The organism is Embleya sp. NPDC055664, assembly GCF_053618075.1.
Genome location: NZ_JBSHGZ010000057.1, coordinates 1 through 15038 on the forward strand (window position 1 = coordinate 1; position 15038 = coordinate 15038).

General features: G+C 71.1%; 17 protein-coding genes and 1 tRNA gene. 6 read left to right on the forward strand and 12 right to left on the reverse strand.

Annotation, left to right across the window (positions count from 1 at the left end):
• Positions 1-105 precede the first annotated feature (105 nt).
• The 6 genes from ACWGR4_RS45580 to ACWGR4_RS45605 form a co-directional block, all read right to left on the reverse strand.
• A complete protein-coding gene (locus ACWGR4_RS45580; RefSeq protein ID WP_380014184.1) occupies positions 106-348 on the reverse strand; it encodes a chaplin in 243 nt (80 codons plus the stop codon).
• A 337-nt stretch (positions 349-685) separates the two neighbouring features.
• Positions 686-1006 carry a hypothetical protein gene (locus ACWGR4_RS45585; protein ID WP_078975846.1) on the reverse strand — a complete coding sequence of 107 codons (321 nt, stop codon included), beginning with the start codon at positions 1004-1006 and terminating at the stop codon, positions 686-688.
• Between the two features lie 91 nt (positions 1007-1097).
• A complete protein-coding gene (locus tag ACWGR4_RS45590; protein WP_380014181.1) occupies positions 1098-1220 on the reverse strand; it encodes a hypothetical protein in 123 nt (40 codons plus the stop codon).
• Between the two features lie 10 nt (positions 1221-1230).
• The gene (locus ACWGR4_RS45595; RefSeq protein WP_380014178.1) at positions 1231-1875 is read right to left on the reverse strand and encodes a helix-turn-helix domain-containing protein; all 645 of its coding nucleotides are present in this window, start codon (positions 1873-1875) and stop codon (positions 1231-1233) included.
• A 123-nt stretch (positions 1876-1998) separates the two neighbouring features.
• Positions 1999-2571: a GNAT family N-acetyltransferase gene (locus tag ACWGR4_RS45600; protein WP_380014175.1), complete on the reverse strand. Its 573-nt coding sequence runs from the start codon at positions 2569-2571 to the stop codon at positions 1999-2001.
• A 153-nt stretch (positions 2572-2724) separates the two neighbouring features.
• Positions 2725-4101 (reverse strand): cystathionine beta-synthase, encoded by a 1377-nt coding sequence (locus tag ACWGR4_RS45605; protein WP_452133775.1) that lies wholly within the window; start codon positions 4099-4101, stop codon positions 2725-2727.
• A 301-nt stretch (positions 4102-4402) separates the two neighbouring features.
• On the opposite strand from ACWGR4_RS45605, the gene ACWGR4_RS45610 reads away from it, so the two are divergent.
• From ACWGR4_RS45610 to ACWGR4_RS45620, 3 genes are all read left to right on the forward strand, one after another.
• Positions 4403-5545 carry an SGNH/GDSL hydrolase family protein gene (locus ACWGR4_RS45610; protein WP_380014169.1) on the forward strand — a complete coding sequence of 381 codons (1143 nt, stop codon included), beginning with the start codon at positions 4403-4405 and terminating at the stop codon, positions 5543-5545.
• A gap of 157 nt (positions 5546-5702) precedes the next feature.
• The gene (locus ACWGR4_RS45615; RefSeq protein ID WP_380014166.1) at positions 5703-6923 is read left to right on the forward strand and encodes an acetyl-CoA C-acetyltransferase; all 1221 of its coding nucleotides are present in this window, start codon (positions 5703-5705) and stop codon (positions 6921-6923) included.
• A gap of 202 nt (positions 6924-7125) precedes the next feature.
• The gene (locus ACWGR4_RS45620; RefSeq protein WP_380014163.1) at positions 7126-7716 is read left to right on the forward strand and encodes a hypothetical protein; all 591 of its coding nucleotides are present in this window, start codon (positions 7126-7128) and stop codon (positions 7714-7716) included.
• 19 nt (positions 7717-7735) lie between these two features.
• On the opposite strand, the gene ACWGR4_RS45625 is transcribed toward ACWGR4_RS45620, so the two are convergent.
• Positions 7736-8167: a hypothetical protein gene (locus ACWGR4_RS45625; protein WP_380014160.1), complete on the reverse strand. Its 432-nt coding sequence runs from the start codon at positions 8165-8167 to the stop codon at positions 7736-7738.
• Positions 8168-8276: 109 nt separating this feature from the next.
• On the opposite strand from ACWGR4_RS45625, the gene ACWGR4_RS45630 reads away from it, so the two are divergent.
• A complete protein-coding gene (locus ACWGR4_RS45630; protein ID WP_078975854.1) occupies positions 8277-8510 on the forward strand; it encodes a DUF4287 domain-containing protein in 234 nt (77 codons plus the stop codon).
• A gap of 181 nt (positions 8511-8691) precedes the next feature.
• Here ACWGR4_RS45630 and ACWGR4_RS45635 read toward each other — a convergent pair whose 3' ends face one another.
• A complete protein-coding gene (locus tag ACWGR4_RS45635) occupies positions 8692-9546 on the reverse strand; it encodes a Bax inhibitor-1/YccA family protein (RefSeq protein WP_380014157.1) in 855 nt (284 codons plus the stop codon).
• A gap of 204 nt (positions 9547-9750) precedes the next feature.
• Between ACWGR4_RS45635 and ACWGR4_RS45640 the strand changes: the two genes are divergently transcribed.
• Complete coding sequence (locus ACWGR4_RS45640) at positions 9751-9969, forward strand: hypothetical protein (protein ID WP_452133776.1); 219 nt, start codon at positions 9751-9753, stop codon at positions 9967-9969.
• A gap of 192 nt (positions 9970-10161) precedes the next feature.
• Here the strand turns inward: ACWGR4_RS45640 and ACWGR4_RS45645 are convergent.
• A tRNA-Leu gene (locus ACWGR4_RS45645) sits at positions 10162-10246 on the reverse strand.
• A gap of 451 nt (positions 10247-10697) precedes the next feature.
• On the opposite strand from ACWGR4_RS45645, the gene ACWGR4_RS45650 reads away from it, so the two are divergent.
• The gene (locus tag ACWGR4_RS45650; RefSeq protein ID WP_452133777.1) at positions 10698-11474 is read left to right on the forward strand and encodes an ABC transporter ATP-binding protein; all 777 of its coding nucleotides are present in this window, start codon (positions 10698-10700) and stop codon (positions 11472-11474) included.
• 67 nt (positions 11475-11541) lie between these two features.
• On the opposite strand, the gene ACWGR4_RS45655 is transcribed toward ACWGR4_RS45650, so the two are convergent.
• From ACWGR4_RS45655 to ACWGR4_RS45665, 3 genes are all read right to left on the reverse strand, one after another.
• Entirely contained in the window at positions 11542-12891 is a 1350-nt protein-coding gene (locus ACWGR4_RS45655; RefSeq protein WP_380014148.1) for an NAD(P)/FAD-dependent oxidoreductase, read from the reverse strand.
• A gap of 539 nt (positions 12892-13430) precedes the next feature.
• Positions 13431-14378 (reverse strand): Ppx/GppA phosphatase family protein, encoded by a 948-nt coding sequence (locus ACWGR4_RS45660; protein WP_452131708.1) that lies wholly within the window; start codon positions 14376-14378, stop codon positions 13431-13433.
• On the reverse strand, positions 14375-14929 hold the full coding sequence (locus ACWGR4_RS45665; RefSeq protein WP_452131707.1) for a DUF501 domain-containing protein: 555 nt from the start codon (positions 14927-14929) through the stop codon (positions 14375-14377). Before ACWGR4_RS45665 ends, ACWGR4_RS45660 begins: the two co-directional genes overlap by 4 nt.
• Between the last annotated feature and the right edge of the window lie 109 nt (positions 14930-15038).

Below are 15038 nucleotides of genomic sequence, written 5' to 3' on the forward strand. Positions count from 1 at the left end.
GGTCGACGCGACCCGCGCGGCACCCGGGACCGGCCCGAAAACGCCAGAGGGCGCCGTTCCGGGACCGGTTGCCCCGTACAGCGCCCACCGCGATGGTGCGAAGGTTCAGCCGGCGTTGATGCAGGTGTTGCCGAACGCCGGGTTCACCAGGCCGACGACGTTGATGCTGTTGCCGCACAGGTTGACCGGGATGTGCACCGGGACCTGGATGTTGTTGCCCGAGGCGACACCCGGGGAGTTGACGGCGGCACCGTCCGCCTCGGAGCTGGCGCTGGCCCCACCGATGCCCGCGGCGAGGATGCCACCGGCGGCGACGGTGATGAAGGCCGCCTTCTTGACCGTGTTCATTCTTCCTCCATGTCACAGTGCCGCACGAACGGATGCGGCACGTGGGACAACGAAGCCCACATCGATCGGCAACGCCCCACCGCCCGGTTCGCCGCCGATTCACCCCTACGAGGACACCCGCTTGCGCCGTACGCCGGTGCCGGGCGCCGGCGCACCACCCACCCCGAGGGGCGCACACGCGACGATCGGCGCACCACGCGGTCGAGCGGCAACGGACTGCGCCCCGCGAAGCCGGGGCTTTGCGGGGCGCGGGGACGGAGGACTCGGTGCGCGGGTCGGGGCGCGTGGGAATCGGAGGCCGAGGCAGCCGGGACGGAACAGGGTGTCCCGGGACGCGTCAGGCGTCCTCGTCGTCCTCGTCGTCGTCCTCGGGCAGGTACTCGGCGCCCTCGGACTGCCAGCCGGCCTCGCTCAGTTCGGTGCCGGCGATCTCCTCGACCAGGCTGAACGGGTCGATCAGGTACGAGACGGACTCGGCCAGGTCGCTCTCGATCGCGGCCATGGCGTCGGCTCGGTCGCCGGACGACAGTTCTTCGTCGGCCTTGACGCTGTCCAACGCGGCGGCGCGCAGCGCGTCCGCGTCGGTGACCTCGAGCACGATTTCGAGGTTGAGCCGGATGTAGCGGGTCGTGGACTCGGAGGAAGTCGGGTTTTCCATGGGCGCGAGCCTACGGGCCCACGACCGACCCCCGGCGTGCTGACGCGCCGCGCGCCGGCGCGCCGGCGCGTCGGGGCGACGCCCCGTGCGCTCAGCGGTGGCCGTACGTCACGGCGGTGACCATCAGCGCCCCGAAGACCACGGAGAATCCGAGGATGTAGATCGCGATCCGGATCCACATCCCGGTCGCCCGGCTCTTCTCGCTCTCCATCACGGCGAACTCCTCATATGTGGGCGGGAAGGCACGGCGAGAACGCGACCAGCGCGGGCGCCGCGTGGACCATCAGGAACTCGACGGGCAGGTACGCGTCGGCCGATTCCATGCGGTGCGCGAGGCCCGAGTCGAAGTGCGCCACGTCGCCGGGCGCGAGCAGGTGGGTCGCCCCGTCCAGGGTCAGCCGCAGCTGCCCGCTCAGGACGTACAGCCACTCCTCGCCCGGATGCACCCGGCCGGGCCCGTCCGCCCGCCCCGCCGGCACCCGGACCCGCAGCGCCTGCATGCCGCGTCGCGGGCTGCCCACGCGCCAGTAGGTCCAGCCGTGCGCCTCGACCGGCTCGGCCGCACGGGCGCGCACCACGGGCTCGGTCGCCGCGGCGTCCTCGCCGAGCAGTTCGGAGACGGTGGTGTTGTACACCCGGGCCAGGGTGAGCAGCGCGGGCAACGAGGGTTGCCGGCGCTCGTGTTCGAGCCGGGAGAGGTAGGCGACGGAGAGCCTGGTCAGCCGGGCGGCCTCGTCGAGCTTGAAACCGTTCGCCAGCCGGGCCGCGCGCAGTCGATCACCGAGCCCGGTCGGCACCGCCTCGGCGGATTCCGCACCGGCGGGTTCCGGGTCGGGATCGCCGGTGTCGTAACTTGGAGGAGCGACCATGCTTCGAGACTAGGCAGGCATGGACCGGAGAGGCAATTAACTTGCCTCAGAGGCAAACGAGCAGTTCGCGGCCACCCTTCCGGCCACCCCTGGCGCGCCGCTCCCCCCGGGACGCCACCCCGCTTACGCGCACCGCTCCGTCGAGAGCGCCCCCGCCGCCGGCAGCTCCGCCTCCACCAGCACCACGCCGTCCTCGTAGCCGCACCTGCCGACCAGCCCGGCCCGCTCGAACAGGGCGAGCATCCGCCGGTTCCACGGCAGTACGTGCGCCCGCAGCCCGGTCGCCCCGCGCGCCGCCGCGTGCTCCGCCAGCGAGCGCAGCAGCGCCGTGCCGAGACCGTGCCGCTGCCATCCGTCCTCGACCAGGAGCGCCACCTCTCCCATCCGCTCCCCCTCGGGGTGGAACAGCGTGGCCAGCGCGCCGATCGCCCCGTCGGGGCCGATCGCCACCAGGCTCAGCCCGTCGGCCGGCGCGAGCAGCTTGCCCAGGGCGCTGTCCGGCAATCGCGGCGTCGAGGTGAAGTAGCGCAATCGCCGGGTCTCCGGCGAGCACCGCTCGTGCATCGCGCGGACCTCGGCGACATCCTCGATCCGGGCCGTGCGCACCCGTACCCGCGCGGGCCACTCGCCCACGCCGCCCCCGCCCACCATGGTGAGCCTGGCCCGACCCCGAATCGCCGCAGTCGTCGTCTCCATCACCGCACCGCCCTTCGCCACCGGGGCGGTCCTCGCGATCCGTCCCCGTCGAACCCCCACGGTGTCGAGACGGTGTTACGCGTCGACTACGTGAACGTGTCCTCGGTGAACCGATCCGATGACGTCGTGCCCCGGTGGCGAAACGCGGGCGACTCAGCCCGCCAGGTGGCCGAGCAGGTCCTGCCGGGTGACCACACCCTGCGGCTTGCCGTGCACCAGCACCAGCGCCGCGTCGGCCTGCTCGAGGACCCGCGCGAGCCGCGCGATCGGCTCGCCGGAGCCGATCACCGGCATCGGCGCCGACATGAACTTCTCCAACGGGTCGCCCGCCGACGCCCGCCCGGCCACCAGCGCGTCCAGCAGGTCGCGCTCGGCGATCGAGCCGACCACCTCGGCGGCCATCACGTCGGGGTGCCCGGCGCCGGGCTTGACCACCGGCATCTGGCTGACCCCGAACTCGCGCAGGACCGCGATCGAATCGCCGACCGTTTCCTCCGGGTGCACGTGCACGAGGGCCGGCAGGTCACCCTGCTTGCGGGTGAGGATGTCGGCCACGGTGGCCTCGCCCTGGTCCGCGTCCAGGAAGCCGTAGTCGGCCATCCACTCGTCGTTGAAGATCTTGCTCAGGTAGCCGCGCCCGGAGTCGGGCAGCAGCACCACGACCACGTCGTCGGGACCCAGCCGCTCGGCCGCGCGCAGCGCCGCGACCACGGCCATCCCGCACGAGCCGCCGACGAGCAGGCCCTCCTCGCGGGCGAGCCGACGGGTCATCAGGAACGAGTCCCGGTCGGACACCGCGATGATCTCGTCCGGCACCGCGCTGTCGTACGCGGTGGGCCAGAAGTCCTCACCCACACCCTCGACCAGGTAGGGCCGGCCGCTGCCGCCGGAGTACACCGAGCCCTCGGGGTCGGCGCCGACCACCCGCACGCCGCCGTTGGAGACCTCCTTGAGGAACCGCCCCGTCCCGGAGATGGTGCCGCCGGTGCCGACGCCCGCCACGAAGCAGGTGATCCGGCCGTCGGTCTGCTCCCACAGCTCGGGGCCGGTGGAGAGGTAGTGCGACTGCGGGTTCTCCGGGTTGGAGTACTGGTCGGGCTTCCACGCGCCGGGCGTCTCGCGCACCAGCCGGTCCGAGACGTTGTAGTACGAGTCGGGGTGCTCGGGGTCGACGGCGGTCGGGCAGACCACCACCTCGGCTCCGTACGCCCGCATCACGTTGATCTTGTCCATGCTGACCTTGTCCGGGCAGACGAACACACACTTGTATCCGCGCTGCTGCGCGACCATGGCGAGCCCGACGCCGGTGTTGCCGGAGGTGGGCTCGACGATCACGCCGCCGGGACGCAGCGCGCCCGACTGCTCGGCCGCGTCGATCATCCGCACGGCGATGCGGTCCTTCACCGAGCCGCCGGGGTTGAAGTATTCGACCTTCGCCAGGACCGTTGCCGACAACCCCGAGGTGACGGAGTTGAGCTTGACGAGGGGGGTGTCCCCGATCAGGTCGAGCATGGATTCGTGGTACCGCACGGAACCTCCGCCATGAGTGCGCATCAGCCGGGGCCGGATGGCCCGAAATCCTCACATTGCGCGAACTTCTCCCAGCCTAGTGGCCCCTTTCGATCTCCCGGGCGGCCGGCCGGGCCGACCCGCGCGAACACGCGTTCCCATTCCGCGACCCGCGGCCGCGCGGGCCCGGTCCAACGCGCCCGCGCCGGCGCGCCGCCCGGTACCCGCCGACGAACCTGACGGTCGGTTAGGGTCGGCGTGGAGTCCGTGACGGGGAGGAGACCGAGGCCTTGGACACGACGACAGGCCGCGGAGCACGGCGATGATGCGCACCCGGATGGCCCGCCGGGTCGCCGCCGCCGCGGCGTTCGGCGGCGGCGGTGTGGGCGTGCTGACCGGGGCGATGTTCGCGGTGTTGTACACCGAGGCGAAGATGGCCCGCCGCACGGTGGGCGAGCCCGACGGCGAACCGCCGACCGCGGACGGTGTCTACGGCGAGTACGGCGATCAGCCCGACGAGCCGATCGTGTTCGCCATGATCGGCGACTCCACCGCCGCCGGCCTCGGCGTCGAGGACCCCATGCAAACTCCCGGCGCACTGCTCGCCTCCGGCCTGGCCGCGGTCGCCGAACAGCCGGTGCGACTGGTCAACGTCGCGCTGTCCGGTGCCCAGTCCTCGGACCTGGAGCGCCAGGTCACGCTCGCCCTGCGGCACGAGCTCGACGTGGCGATGATCATGATCGGCGCCAACGACGTCACCCACCGGATGCGCCCCGCCGAGTCGGTGCGCCACCTCGAACAGGCCACCCGCCGCCTGATCGCCTCCGGCGTCGAGGTGGTCGTGGCCACCTGCCCCGACCTGGGCACGATCGAGCCGATCGCGCAGCCGCTGCGCTACCTGGCCCGGCAGTGGAGCCGCAATCTGGCCGCCGCGCAGACCATCGCGGTGGTCGAGGCGGGCGGGCGTACCGTCTCGCTCGGCGCGCTGCTCGGGCCGGAGTTCCTGGCCCGCCCCAAGGCGATGTTCGGCCCGGATCGTTTCCACCCCTCGGTCGAGGGCTACGCCACCGCCGCGATGGCCTCGCTGCCGTCGTTGTGCGCCGCGCTCGACCTGTGGCCGCTGGACGAGGTGCGCCCGGACAGCTTCCGCGGCGAGGGTGTGCTGCCCATCGCGCAGGCCGCGATCGAGGCGGCGGCCGAGGGCGGCACCGAGGTGGCCGGCACCGACGTGGGTGGTCGCGAACGTGGCCCGCGCGGTCGCTGGGCGCTGCTTCGGCACCGTCGGCGGCAGCAGATCCCGACGCCCGCCACGGTGGATCCGGAGGGCCCTGCCGAGGCCGCCGAGGGGTCCGGCACGGACGGCGGGCGGTCCGGGGCGGACGGCGGGTCGGGTCCATCGAACCCCGGGTCGAATCCATCGAGCCCATTCGAGGACGTCCGGGGTAATGTGGCGAAGGAAATCTGACTGGCCGTCAGTTCGGGCGTGGGACAGGTCGCACGATCCACCCCTCCCGCTTTCGGCTACCAGGCAGTAACTTCAAGCGTCAGTTGCGCATCCGTACCGACGAGAGTCCTCGCGGGGTCCTCGTACCGACGGCCGCGAAGACCACATAGGAGTCCCGATGCCCGAAGCAGTCATCGTCGCCACCGCCCGTTCCCCGATCGGCCGCGCCTTCAAGGGTTCGCTGAAGGACCTGCGGGCGGACGACCTGACCGCCCTGATGGTCCGCGCCGCCCTGGACAAGGTCCCGGCGCTCGACCCGAAGGACATCGACGACCTGATGCTGGGCTGCGGCCTGCCGGGCGGCGAGCAGGGCTTCAACATGGGCCGCAACGTCGCGGTCCTGCTCGGCTACGACCACCTGCCCGGAACCACGATCACCCGCTACTGCTCCTCCTCGCTGCAGACCACCCGGATGGCGATGCACGCGATCCGCGCGGGCGAGGGCGACGCGTACATCTCCGCCGGCGTCGAGATGGTCACCAGCACCCGGGGCAAGGGCAGCAGCGACTCGATCCCGGACACCAAGAACCCGCTCTTCGCCGACGCCGCGGCCCGCACCGTCGCGGCCGTCGAAGAGGGCTCGACCTGGACCGACCCGCGCGAGGCCGGCCTGCTCCCCGACGTCTACATCGGGATGGGCTTCACCGCGGAGAACCTGGCCCAGCACAAGGGCATCTCGCGCGCCGAGCAGGACGAGTTCGCGGTGCGTTCGCAAAACCTCACCGAGAAGGCGATCGCCGACGGCTTCTGGGCCGAGGACATCACTCCGGTGACCCTGGCCGACGGCACCGTGGTGAGCAAGGACGACGGCCCGCGCGCGGGCACCACGCTCGAAGGCGTCTCCGGCCTCAAGCCGGTCTTCCGCCCGGACGGCACGATCACCGCCGGCAACGCGTGCCCGCTCAACGACGGCGCCGCCGCGGTGATCGTGATGTCCGACACCAAGGCCCGCGAACTGGGCCTGACCCCGCTCGCCCGGATCGTCTCCACCGCCGTGTCCGGCCTGTCGCCCGAGATCATGGGCTACGGCCCGGTCGAGGCCTCGCGGATCGCGATGGCCCGCGCCGGCCTGACCTCCGCCGACATCGACCTGGTCGAGATCAACGAGGCGTTCGCCGCGCAGGTCATCCCCTCCTACCGGGACCTGGGCTTCGACCTGGACAAGGTGAACGTCAACGGCGGCGCGATCGCGATCGGCCACCCGTTCGGCATGACCGGCGCGCGGATCACCAGCACGCTGATCAACTCGCTGCGCCGGCACGACAAGCAGTGGGGCCTGGAGACCATGTGCGTCGGCGGCGGCATGGGCATGGCCATGGTGCTGGAGCGCATGAGCTGACCCGTACACACACGTCGGTCGCACCGACGAGCCGCGCGGCCGGTCCGGGCCACCCCGGGCGGGCCGCGCGGGGTGACCCGGACGCCGCGCCCGCGTGGGTCCGAGGTCCCATCCCGTCGGGACGTCGCGCCCTGGCGGCAAGGCGGCGACGGCGCGACCCTGGAGGGGAAGGGTTCTCCGGGTCGGCCGAGGGTTGCGGATCATGCCGAACGTCTACATCGTCCCCGTCCTGCTCACCGCGGCGTGCGCCGTCGCGGTGACCACCGTCGTGCGGCGGTTGGTCCGACGCCACCGGGCCCGGGCCGGCGCCGAGGTGTGGGACCAGGCGTTCGTCGACCACCTCTTCCGCAGCCGCGAGTCGGAGCGGCCGGCGCTGACCGTGCCGGGGCCCGGACGCGACGACCTCCCGGACGACCGCCCCGAGTCGGACGAGGACGGCGCCCGCCGCCCGCACCCCTCGGAGAACCTGACCCCGCTGCTGCCCACCCACCTGACCGCCGGCTACCTCACCGGCCTGGTCGCCGGCGGCACCCCGGTCACGCACGTGCGCACCGGATCGCCCACCGGCGCCGGCGGCCTGGACGTCCTCGACTTCGCCGACGGCAGCTCGCTGGTGGTGATGCCCGGCGACCCGGAGGCCACCACGCTGATCGAGATCGCACTGTCCCTGGGCCGCCCGGTCCGACTGCTCGGCACCTCGGAGATCGGCGGCGGCTGGACGCTGACCTTCGGCCTGGACGAGGACACCACCTACGCCCTCGCGGACCGTCTGTACGTCCGCCCACCGGCATAGCCGGCGCCGCGCCCGAGCCTCAGATCGCCGCAGCCAACTCCCGGACCATCTCCCGGGCCCGGCGCACCACATCGCCCGCCGTCGCCGGCTCGCCGTCGTCCAGGCCCAGCGGGTGCTCCTCGGTCAACGGCTCCAACGCCGCGGCCAGGTCCCCCGAGGTCACCGCGATCTGGTCGCCGACCACGAACACCCCCAGATCCGGCACCTCGCGCCGGGGCTCGCCCTCCACCGCGGCGGCCAGATCGGCCAGGCACTGCGCCAGCGCGAGCGCCGCGCCCGCCCGGCTCGGCGCGCCCTCCTGACGGGCGGTCAGCGGGGCCTTGAGCCGGGCCTCGGACAGGTGGCGGAGCCGGTCGGCGACCGCACCGGACTCCTTGACGAACGGGCCCAGATCGACCGTGAGGGAAACGGACGGTTTCCCGACCGGCGGGATGGGGATGCGGGACGACATAACCGGAGCGTACCCAGCGCGCGCACCGCGCGTGGGCCGGCTTCGACCGCTTGCCAACCGTTCGCCCGTCATGCACGCTCGGGTAACGGAACGCTCACCGGAGGCGCTTATGTCCTTGCACTTCTCCGAAGAGACCCACCGCAACCTCGTGGCCCGGGTGCCCGCCTGCACCGGCCGCGAACTCCCCGAATGGTTCCGGGAGATCGAGGCCGGTCCGGCCTTCTCCCGGTTCGAGGACCGGGTCTCCTGGCTCCAGGGCGAGCACAACCTCGGACACGGCCACGCCCTCGCCATCGTCCGCGAACACGAGCGCCGCCGGCACGCGCCGGGCGGAGTCAGCTGATCCGCCGACCCGCGGCCGATCCGCTGTCGGCCCCCCGTCGAAGACCCCCGGCACCCTGATTGCGCGCACGCGCCACGTCCGCCGCACACCCTCCGCCGATCCCGCGAACGCGAAAGCGGCGGTGCCCCCGAGTGGGAGCACCGCCGCTTTCGCGTGTTCGGGCCGAGGCCCGTCACCCGCGTCAGTCCCGCAGGATCGACAGCAGGCGCAGGACCTCCATGTAGATCCACACGAGGGTCACGGTCAGGCCGAACGCCGACCGCCACGCCTCCTTCTCCGGCACGCCCTGGGCGGCCAGTTGCTCGATCTCGTTGAAGTCGAGGGACAGGAAGAACGCACCGATGAGGATGCCGAGGATGCCCATCACGATGCCCAGCGGACCACTGCGCAGGCCGAGGCCGTCGCCGCCGGCGATCAGGATCGCCAGTCCGTTGACGAGCATGAGCGTGACGAACCCGATCGCGATCGCGAGGCCGATGCGCGCGTAGCGGCTCGTCACCTTGACCCAGCCGGACTTGTACGCGACAAGCATGCCGACGAACACGGCGGCCGTGCCGAGGACGGCCTGGACCACGATGCCGCTGTACCGCTGCTCGAACGCGTGGCTGATCGCACCCAGGAACACACCCTCGAGCGCGGCGTAGGTCAGCACCAGGGCCGGGCTGATCTCCCGCTTGAAGGTCACGACCATCGCGACGACGAACGCCGCGAACGCGGCGCCGATCGCCCAGCCGAAGTTCTCGAACGGCAGGAAGGCCCACGACAGCGCACCGGTGACGACGACCGTCAACAACGTCATCGCGGTACGCGCGACCACGTCGTCGATCGTCATCCGGCCGGTCTGGAGCGGACCGGCGGACTGCGCCCGGTACATCTCCTGAAGCTGCTCGGGGGTCATCGGTTGCATCGGCGGCTGCTGCGGCCCACCGAACGGGGCGCCCTGCGGCCCGGGCTGCGGCGCTCCGTAGCCGGCCTGCTGCTGCCGGCCGGTCTCGAACGCCCCCCGCCGCGTGAGCACCGGGTTGCTGCTCCTCATGTCATCTCCTCCATGCCCCCGGGTGGGGGTCGTGGCTTAAAAGAGTAATCCCCGAGTAAAGGTCTCGGGGGCTCCATCCTTCCCTTTCAACGTCGTCGGACACGCGATTTGTGCCCGTGGTCACTGTCCGGGCATGAAAAGTCGGATGGAATCCATCACGAAGCCGATCGCTGTACGCGCGGGAACACCCTGCGCTGTTCACGAGTGCGGATCAGGACCGTACCCGGAGCCGAGAGCACCTCGTCGATGACGTACAAGGGCCCACGGGTCGATGTCGAAACCCTCGTCGAGTCCGACGACCGGGTCGCGGCGGCATGGGCGGCGGTGCGCGAGGTACTGGCGGGGCGGGGTGTCGGTAACGATGCGTTGACCACCGAGCCGTACACGGACGCCGTAACCACCCGACGCGGCGGCATGCGATAGCCCGGCCGATGGGTCCGATCGCAATTTCTATCGATGAGAACGTCATCTTCACATTCGGAACCGCAGTTCCGACCGGTGCACAGGGGGTGACGGTGAATGATCTTCGTTCGCTCGTCCGTTGACAGACCCGCACTTCTGTCAACGGCAGCGATCTTGAAAATGGCCTTCCCGCAGGTCAGAGCCATGATCATCTGGTCCCCGGAGCGGGACTCGAACCCGCACGACCTTGCGGCCAAGGAGGTTTAAGCTCCTCGTGTCTGCGTTCCACCATCCGGGGGCGATGCTGAGCGTAGCGGCCCCGGCGCACCGGGTTGACCCCCTGTTTTTCGCGGCTCCGTGAACGGCTCGCGGCGACCCGTTCGATCGCGGAGAGCGACCGAAGGCAACCCGTCCCGATGCCGCACGGATGATGCCGAATGGGCGCTTTGAGGCGCCTGATCAGGGGATATACCGCATTCGGCCGCGGTTGCCCGGCACCTGCGGCCCCGTCGGGAGTCTCATTTCCGGCCGGCCGGCGGGAGGCTGCGGGAGGGGCGCGAGGCCCCCGTCGGCGCCGCTTGGCACGATCGATTTCGACCATGTGTGAGCGAAACCGATGAAGCGTGAGTAAGTGTGATCAGACGTCCTGGATCATGCGCAATCTTGTGGAAGCGTGGGTAGGCAGCACGAATCGGAACCCTTCCGTCGCCCGGCGAATCCAAGGAAAAATCCAAGGAAAGAGGTCTCCTGTGACCGCCACCGAACCCATCGCGGGAGTCGGGACGCACGGCGCGCTCGCCGCCGTCGCCACCGACCTGACCAAGGTCTACGGCGAGGGCGAAACGCGGGTGATCGCGCTCGACGGCGTCTCGGTCGGCTTCCGGCGCGCGGAGTACACCGCGATCATGGGGCCCTCCGGGTCGGGCAAGTCCACGCTGATGCACTGCATGGCGGGGCTCGACTCGATCACGGCCGGCTCGGTGCGGCTCGGCGACGCGGAGCTGTCCGCGCTGAACGACAAACAGCTCACCCTGCTCCGCCGGGAAAAGGTCGGTTTCGTCTTCCAGTCGTTCAACCTGCTGCCCACGCTCACCGCGCTGGAGAACATCACGCTCCCGATGGACATCGCGGGGGTCAAGCCGGACAAGGCCTGGCTCGACCACGTGATCGAGACCGTCGGGCTGCGCGACCGGCTCAGGCACCGACCGACCGAGTTGTCCGGCGGCCAGCAACAGCGTGTCGCGTGCGCCCGCGCGCTGGCGAGCAAACCGCAGATCATCTTCGCCGACGAACCGACCGGCAACCTCGACTCGCGCTCCGGCGCCGAGGTGTTGGGCTTCCTCCGCAGCAGCGTCTACGACCTGGGCCAGACCATCGTGATGGTCACCCACGACCCGAACGCGGCCTCCTACGCGGACCGCGTGGTGTTCCTGGCCGACGGCCGGATCGTCGACGAGATGACCGCGCCGACCGCCGATCTGGTCCTGGAACGCATGAAGCGCTTCGAGGCACAGCGCACGAGCTGACCGAGGGAACGCGACGAAGCCCGGTACGCACAGGGCGTACCGGGCTTCGTCGCGAACGACCTACGACCTACGACTTGGCCACGGACTCGGCGGCCGGCCGAGGCGCGGGCAGCGCCGCCTCGGCGAACTCGTCGCGCGGGTGCTCCATCGCGCCGAGCGAGACGATCTCGCGCCGGAAGAACGCCGACAGCGTCCAGTCGGCGAAGACCCGGAACTTGCGGTTGAACGTCGGCACCATCGCACCGTGGTAGGTGCGGTGGAACAGCCAGGCCGGCAGACCCTTGAGCTTGAACCGGCCGAACATCACGGCGACGCCCTTGTGCAGACCGAGGCCGGCCACCGCGCCGAGGTTCTTGTGCTTGTACTCCTGCGGCGGGAAGCCACGCATCACCGAGACGACGTTGTCGCCCAGGACCCGGGCCTGCCGCAGCGCGTGCTGCGCGTTCGGCGGGCACCAGGCGCCCTCGCCCACGGCCAGGTCCGGCACCTGCGCGTTGTCGCCGGCGGCGAACACGTTGTCCATGCCGACCACCTGGAGGGTGGTGCGGGTGTCGACGTGGCCGCGCGGGCCGAGCGGCAGACCGTACTCCGACAGCACCGGGTTGGGCTTGACGCCCGCGGTCCACAGGATCGTCGAGGCGTCGAACTCGATGTCGTTCGAGAGCACGCAGTGCTTGTCGACGCACGACTTGAGCGAGGTCTCCAGGTGGAACTCGATGTCCCGGCTCTTGAGCCGCTCCAGCGTCCACGCGCCGAGCTCGGGACCGACCTCGGGGAGGATGCGGTTGGCCGCCTCCACCATCACGAAGCGCATGTCCTCGCGCTTGAGGTTCTTGTAGTAGCGCACCGCGTCGCGGGCCATGTCCTCGACCTCGGCCAGCGCCTCGATACCGGCGAAGCCGCCGCCGACGAAGCAGAACGTCAGCGCCTTGCGGCGGATGTCCTCGTCGGTGGTGGAGTCGGCCAGGTCGAGCTGCCCGAGCACGTGGTTGCGCAGTGCGATGGCTTCTTCGATGGTCTTGAGACCGATGCCGTTCTCGGCGAGGCCGGGAATGGGGAAGGTTCGCGATATGGAGCCGAGCGCGATGACGATGTAGTCGAAGCCGAGTTCGTAGGACTCGCCGGCCAGCGGCTCGACGAGGGCCACCTTGCGGTCGTGGTCGACGGAGGTGACCCGGCCGTTGACGATCTCGGCGTTGGGCAGGACACGGCGCAGCGGCACCACGACATGGCGCGGTGAGATGCTGCCGGCGGCCGCTTCCGGGAGGAAGGGCTGGTAGGTCATGTACGACCGCGGGTCGACGACCGTGACGGTCGCTTCGCCGAAGCGCATCTTCTTGAGGATGCGCTGCGCGGCGTACAGACCAACGTAGCCGCCGCCGACGATGAGGATGCGAGGGCGATCCGTGTTGCTCATGTTTGGAAGTATCCACCGATCGAAGTCGCCGGTGCTTCGAGGCCGCGCGCAGTACCGAAGGGGCCGTCTGGTACCCTTCGTCCTTTTGCTTGTGCATTTGTGCACGGTGGGCGGTCGGGGAGGATCCATCCGACCCTGGCACCCGGCGACTCGGTCCCGGTGACCTGCGTCGATCCTGCCCGAGGGGTGCGGGGACGGCGCAATGTGATCTCCACCTCGGCTTGTCGACGACCGTGGTTTTCGAAGGCGGGGACCGTCTCGAAACGGGTCGACCAGAGGAAAACGGCCCTACATGGCCAACTTTTGCCCCGTCGACCATGTGAAGGGATTCACAAACTTTCGTCCGTGTCCGAACGTTGGACAGGGGCCGTTGGTTCCCTGGCGGTGGTTGTTCGTTCTTTGGGCGCTGCCTGTCCGCTGCCTGTTGGGGCGCCCTTTGCTCCTTGCCGATCCGGGGCGGGACGGCGTGCGGGGGCCAACTCGCGGGCGCGCCACGGGGGTCGGGCGGGGCGGGCGCGTCCGCGAGTGTGGGAGCGGGGCTAGTCGCCGACCGGGGCCTCCGCCTCGGACCAGGCGATGCCGTCCAGGATGTCGTGTTCGCTGACCACGACCTCGGTCAGGCCGGTGCGTTCCATGATCGTGCGCAGGACCAGCGCGCCGGCGGCGATCACGTCGACGCGGCCCGGGTGCAGGACGGGGATGGTCGCGCGTTCGGCGTGGGTGCTCGCCAGAAGGCGAGCGGTGACGGCGCGGACCTGGTCCAGCGTCAACCGGGCGTGGTGGATCGTGGTCGAGTCGTATTCGGGCAGGTCGAGCGCGATGCCCGCGACGGTGGTCACCGAACCGGCCAGGCCGACCAGGGTGCGGGCGCGCGCCAGGGGGACCACGGCCGCGACCTGGTCCAGGGCGACCTCGATGTCGGTGATCGCGGCGGCGACCTGGGCCTGCGTCGGCGGGTCGTCGCGCAGGTGGCGCTCGGTCATCCGGACGCAGCCGATGTCCACCGATCGGGCCGCCTCGGGCCGGTCGGTGCCGAGTACGAACTCGGTGGATCCGCCGCCGAGATCGACCACGAGGTAGGGCGTCTCGACGGCGCCGGTCCCGGCCAGCTCGCGGGTCGCCCCCACGAAGGACAGCGCGGCCTCCTCGTCGCCCGAGATCACCTCCGGCTCGACGCCCAGGATCTTCCGGACGCCGTCCCGGAAATCGTCCCGGTTCTCCGCGTCCCGGCTGGCGCTGGTGGCCACGAAACGCACCCGCTCGGCGCCCAGTTCGCGGATCACCTCGGCGTAGTCGACGCACGCCGCGAAGGTGCGCTCCAGGGCCTCCGGAGCCAGCCGGCCGGTCCGGTCCACGCCCTGGCCGAGTCGTACGATCCGCATCCGGCGGTCCAGGTCGACCAGGGTGCCGGCGGCCGGGTCCAAGTCGGCGACGAGCAGGCGGATGGAGTTGGTGCCGCAGTCGATCGCGGCCACGCGTCGGGTCATCGGGTCTCGTCCTCCGGGGCGGGGGCGTCGGCGGGCGGCGTGGTGGGGGCGTCGGGAGAGGCGTCGGCGGGGGCGTCCACGCACACGCACGGGCCCTTGGCCCACCAGTCGGGCAGCGCGTCCAGTGCCTCGTCGCCGAGCGGGTTGACGCCGCGTCCGGCGGCGAGCGCGTGGCCGGCCAGGACGTGCAGGCACTTGACCCGGTCCGGCATGCCGCCCGCCGACGGGAAGCCCTCCAGCACCTCGATCGCGTCCCGGCGCGCGATGTAGTCCTCGTGCGCGGCGGCGTACCGGGCGGCCAGATCCTCGTCCTCGGCCAGGCGCGCGTTCATCTCGCGCATGACGTTCTTCGCCTCCAGCGTCCCGATCGCGGACGCCGCCCGGGGGCAGGTCAGGTAGTACAGCGTCGGAAACGGCGAACCGTCCTCCAGGCGCGGGGCGGTCTCCACGACGTCCGGCAGCCCACACGGGCACCGGTGTGCGACGCCGCGCAGACCACGCGGGGTACGGCCGAGCTGCGCCTTGACGGCGTCGATGTCCTGCTGATCCATGGAGGGAGTATGTCCTGTTTCGCTGAATGGTTCGGACCGACGTTCGAGCGGGGTGCCGCCCCGGAGCCGGGTGCGGCGGCCGGTCGCGGCGGGCCGCGCGGGGCCGGCG

What these genes read in the sequence shown, in the direction of transcription:
- ACWGR4_RS45625 (WP_380014160.1), bottom strand. Translation starts at nt 8,167, where the DNA reads ATGTCGTCCCGCATCCCCATCCCGCCGGTCGGGAAACCGTCCGTTTCC.
- ACWGR4_RS45580 (WP_380014184.1), bottom strand. Translation starts at nt 348, where the DNA reads ATGAACACGGTCAAGAAGGCGGCCTTCATCACCGTCGCCGCCGGTGGC.
- ACWGR4_RS45600 (WP_380014175.1), bottom strand. Translation starts at nt 2,571, where the DNA reads ATGGAGACGACGACTGCGGCGATTCGGGGTCGGGCCAGGCTCACCATG.
- ACWGR4_RS45620 (WP_380014163.1), top strand. Translation starts at nt 7,126, where the DNA reads ATGCCGAACGTCTACATCGTCCCCGTCCTGCTCACCGCGGCGTGCGCC.
- ACWGR4_RS45655 (WP_380014148.1), bottom strand. Translation starts at nt 12,891, where the DNA reads ATGAGCAACACGGATCGCCCTCGCATCCTCATCGTCGGCGGCGGCTAC.
- ACWGR4_RS45595 (WP_380014178.1), bottom strand. Translation starts at nt 1,875, where the DNA reads ATGGTCGCTCCTCCAAGTTACGACACCGGCGATCCCGACCCGGAACCC.
- ACWGR4_RS45585 (WP_078975846.1), bottom strand. Translation starts at nt 1,006, where the DNA reads ATGGAAAACCCGACTTCCTCCGAGTCCACGACCCGCTACATCCGGCTC.
- ACWGR4_RS45610 (WP_380014169.1), top strand. Translation starts at nt 4,403, where the DNA reads ATGATGCGCACCCGGATGGCCCGCCGGGTCGCCGCCGCCGCGGCGTTC.
- ACWGR4_RS45615 (WP_380014166.1), top strand. Translation starts at nt 5,703, where the DNA reads ATGCCCGAAGCAGTCATCGTCGCCACCGCCCGTTCCCCGATCGGCCGC.
- ACWGR4_RS45630 (WP_078975854.1), top strand. Translation starts at nt 8,277, where the DNA reads ATGTCCTTGCACTTCTCCGAAGAGACCCACCGCAACCTCGTGGCCCGG.
- ACWGR4_RS45635 (WP_380014157.1), bottom strand. Translation starts at nt 9,546, where the DNA reads ATGAGGAGCAGCAACCCGGTGCTCACGCGGCGGGGGGCGTTCGAGACC.
- ACWGR4_RS45660 (WP_452131708.1), bottom strand. Translation starts at nt 14,378, where the DNA reads ATGACCCGACGCGTGGCCGCGATCGACTGCGGCACCAACTCCATCCGC.
- ACWGR4_RS45665 (WP_452131707.1), bottom strand. Translation starts at nt 14,929, where the DNA reads ATGGATCAGCAGGACATCGACGCCGTCAAGGCGCAGCTCGGCCGTACC.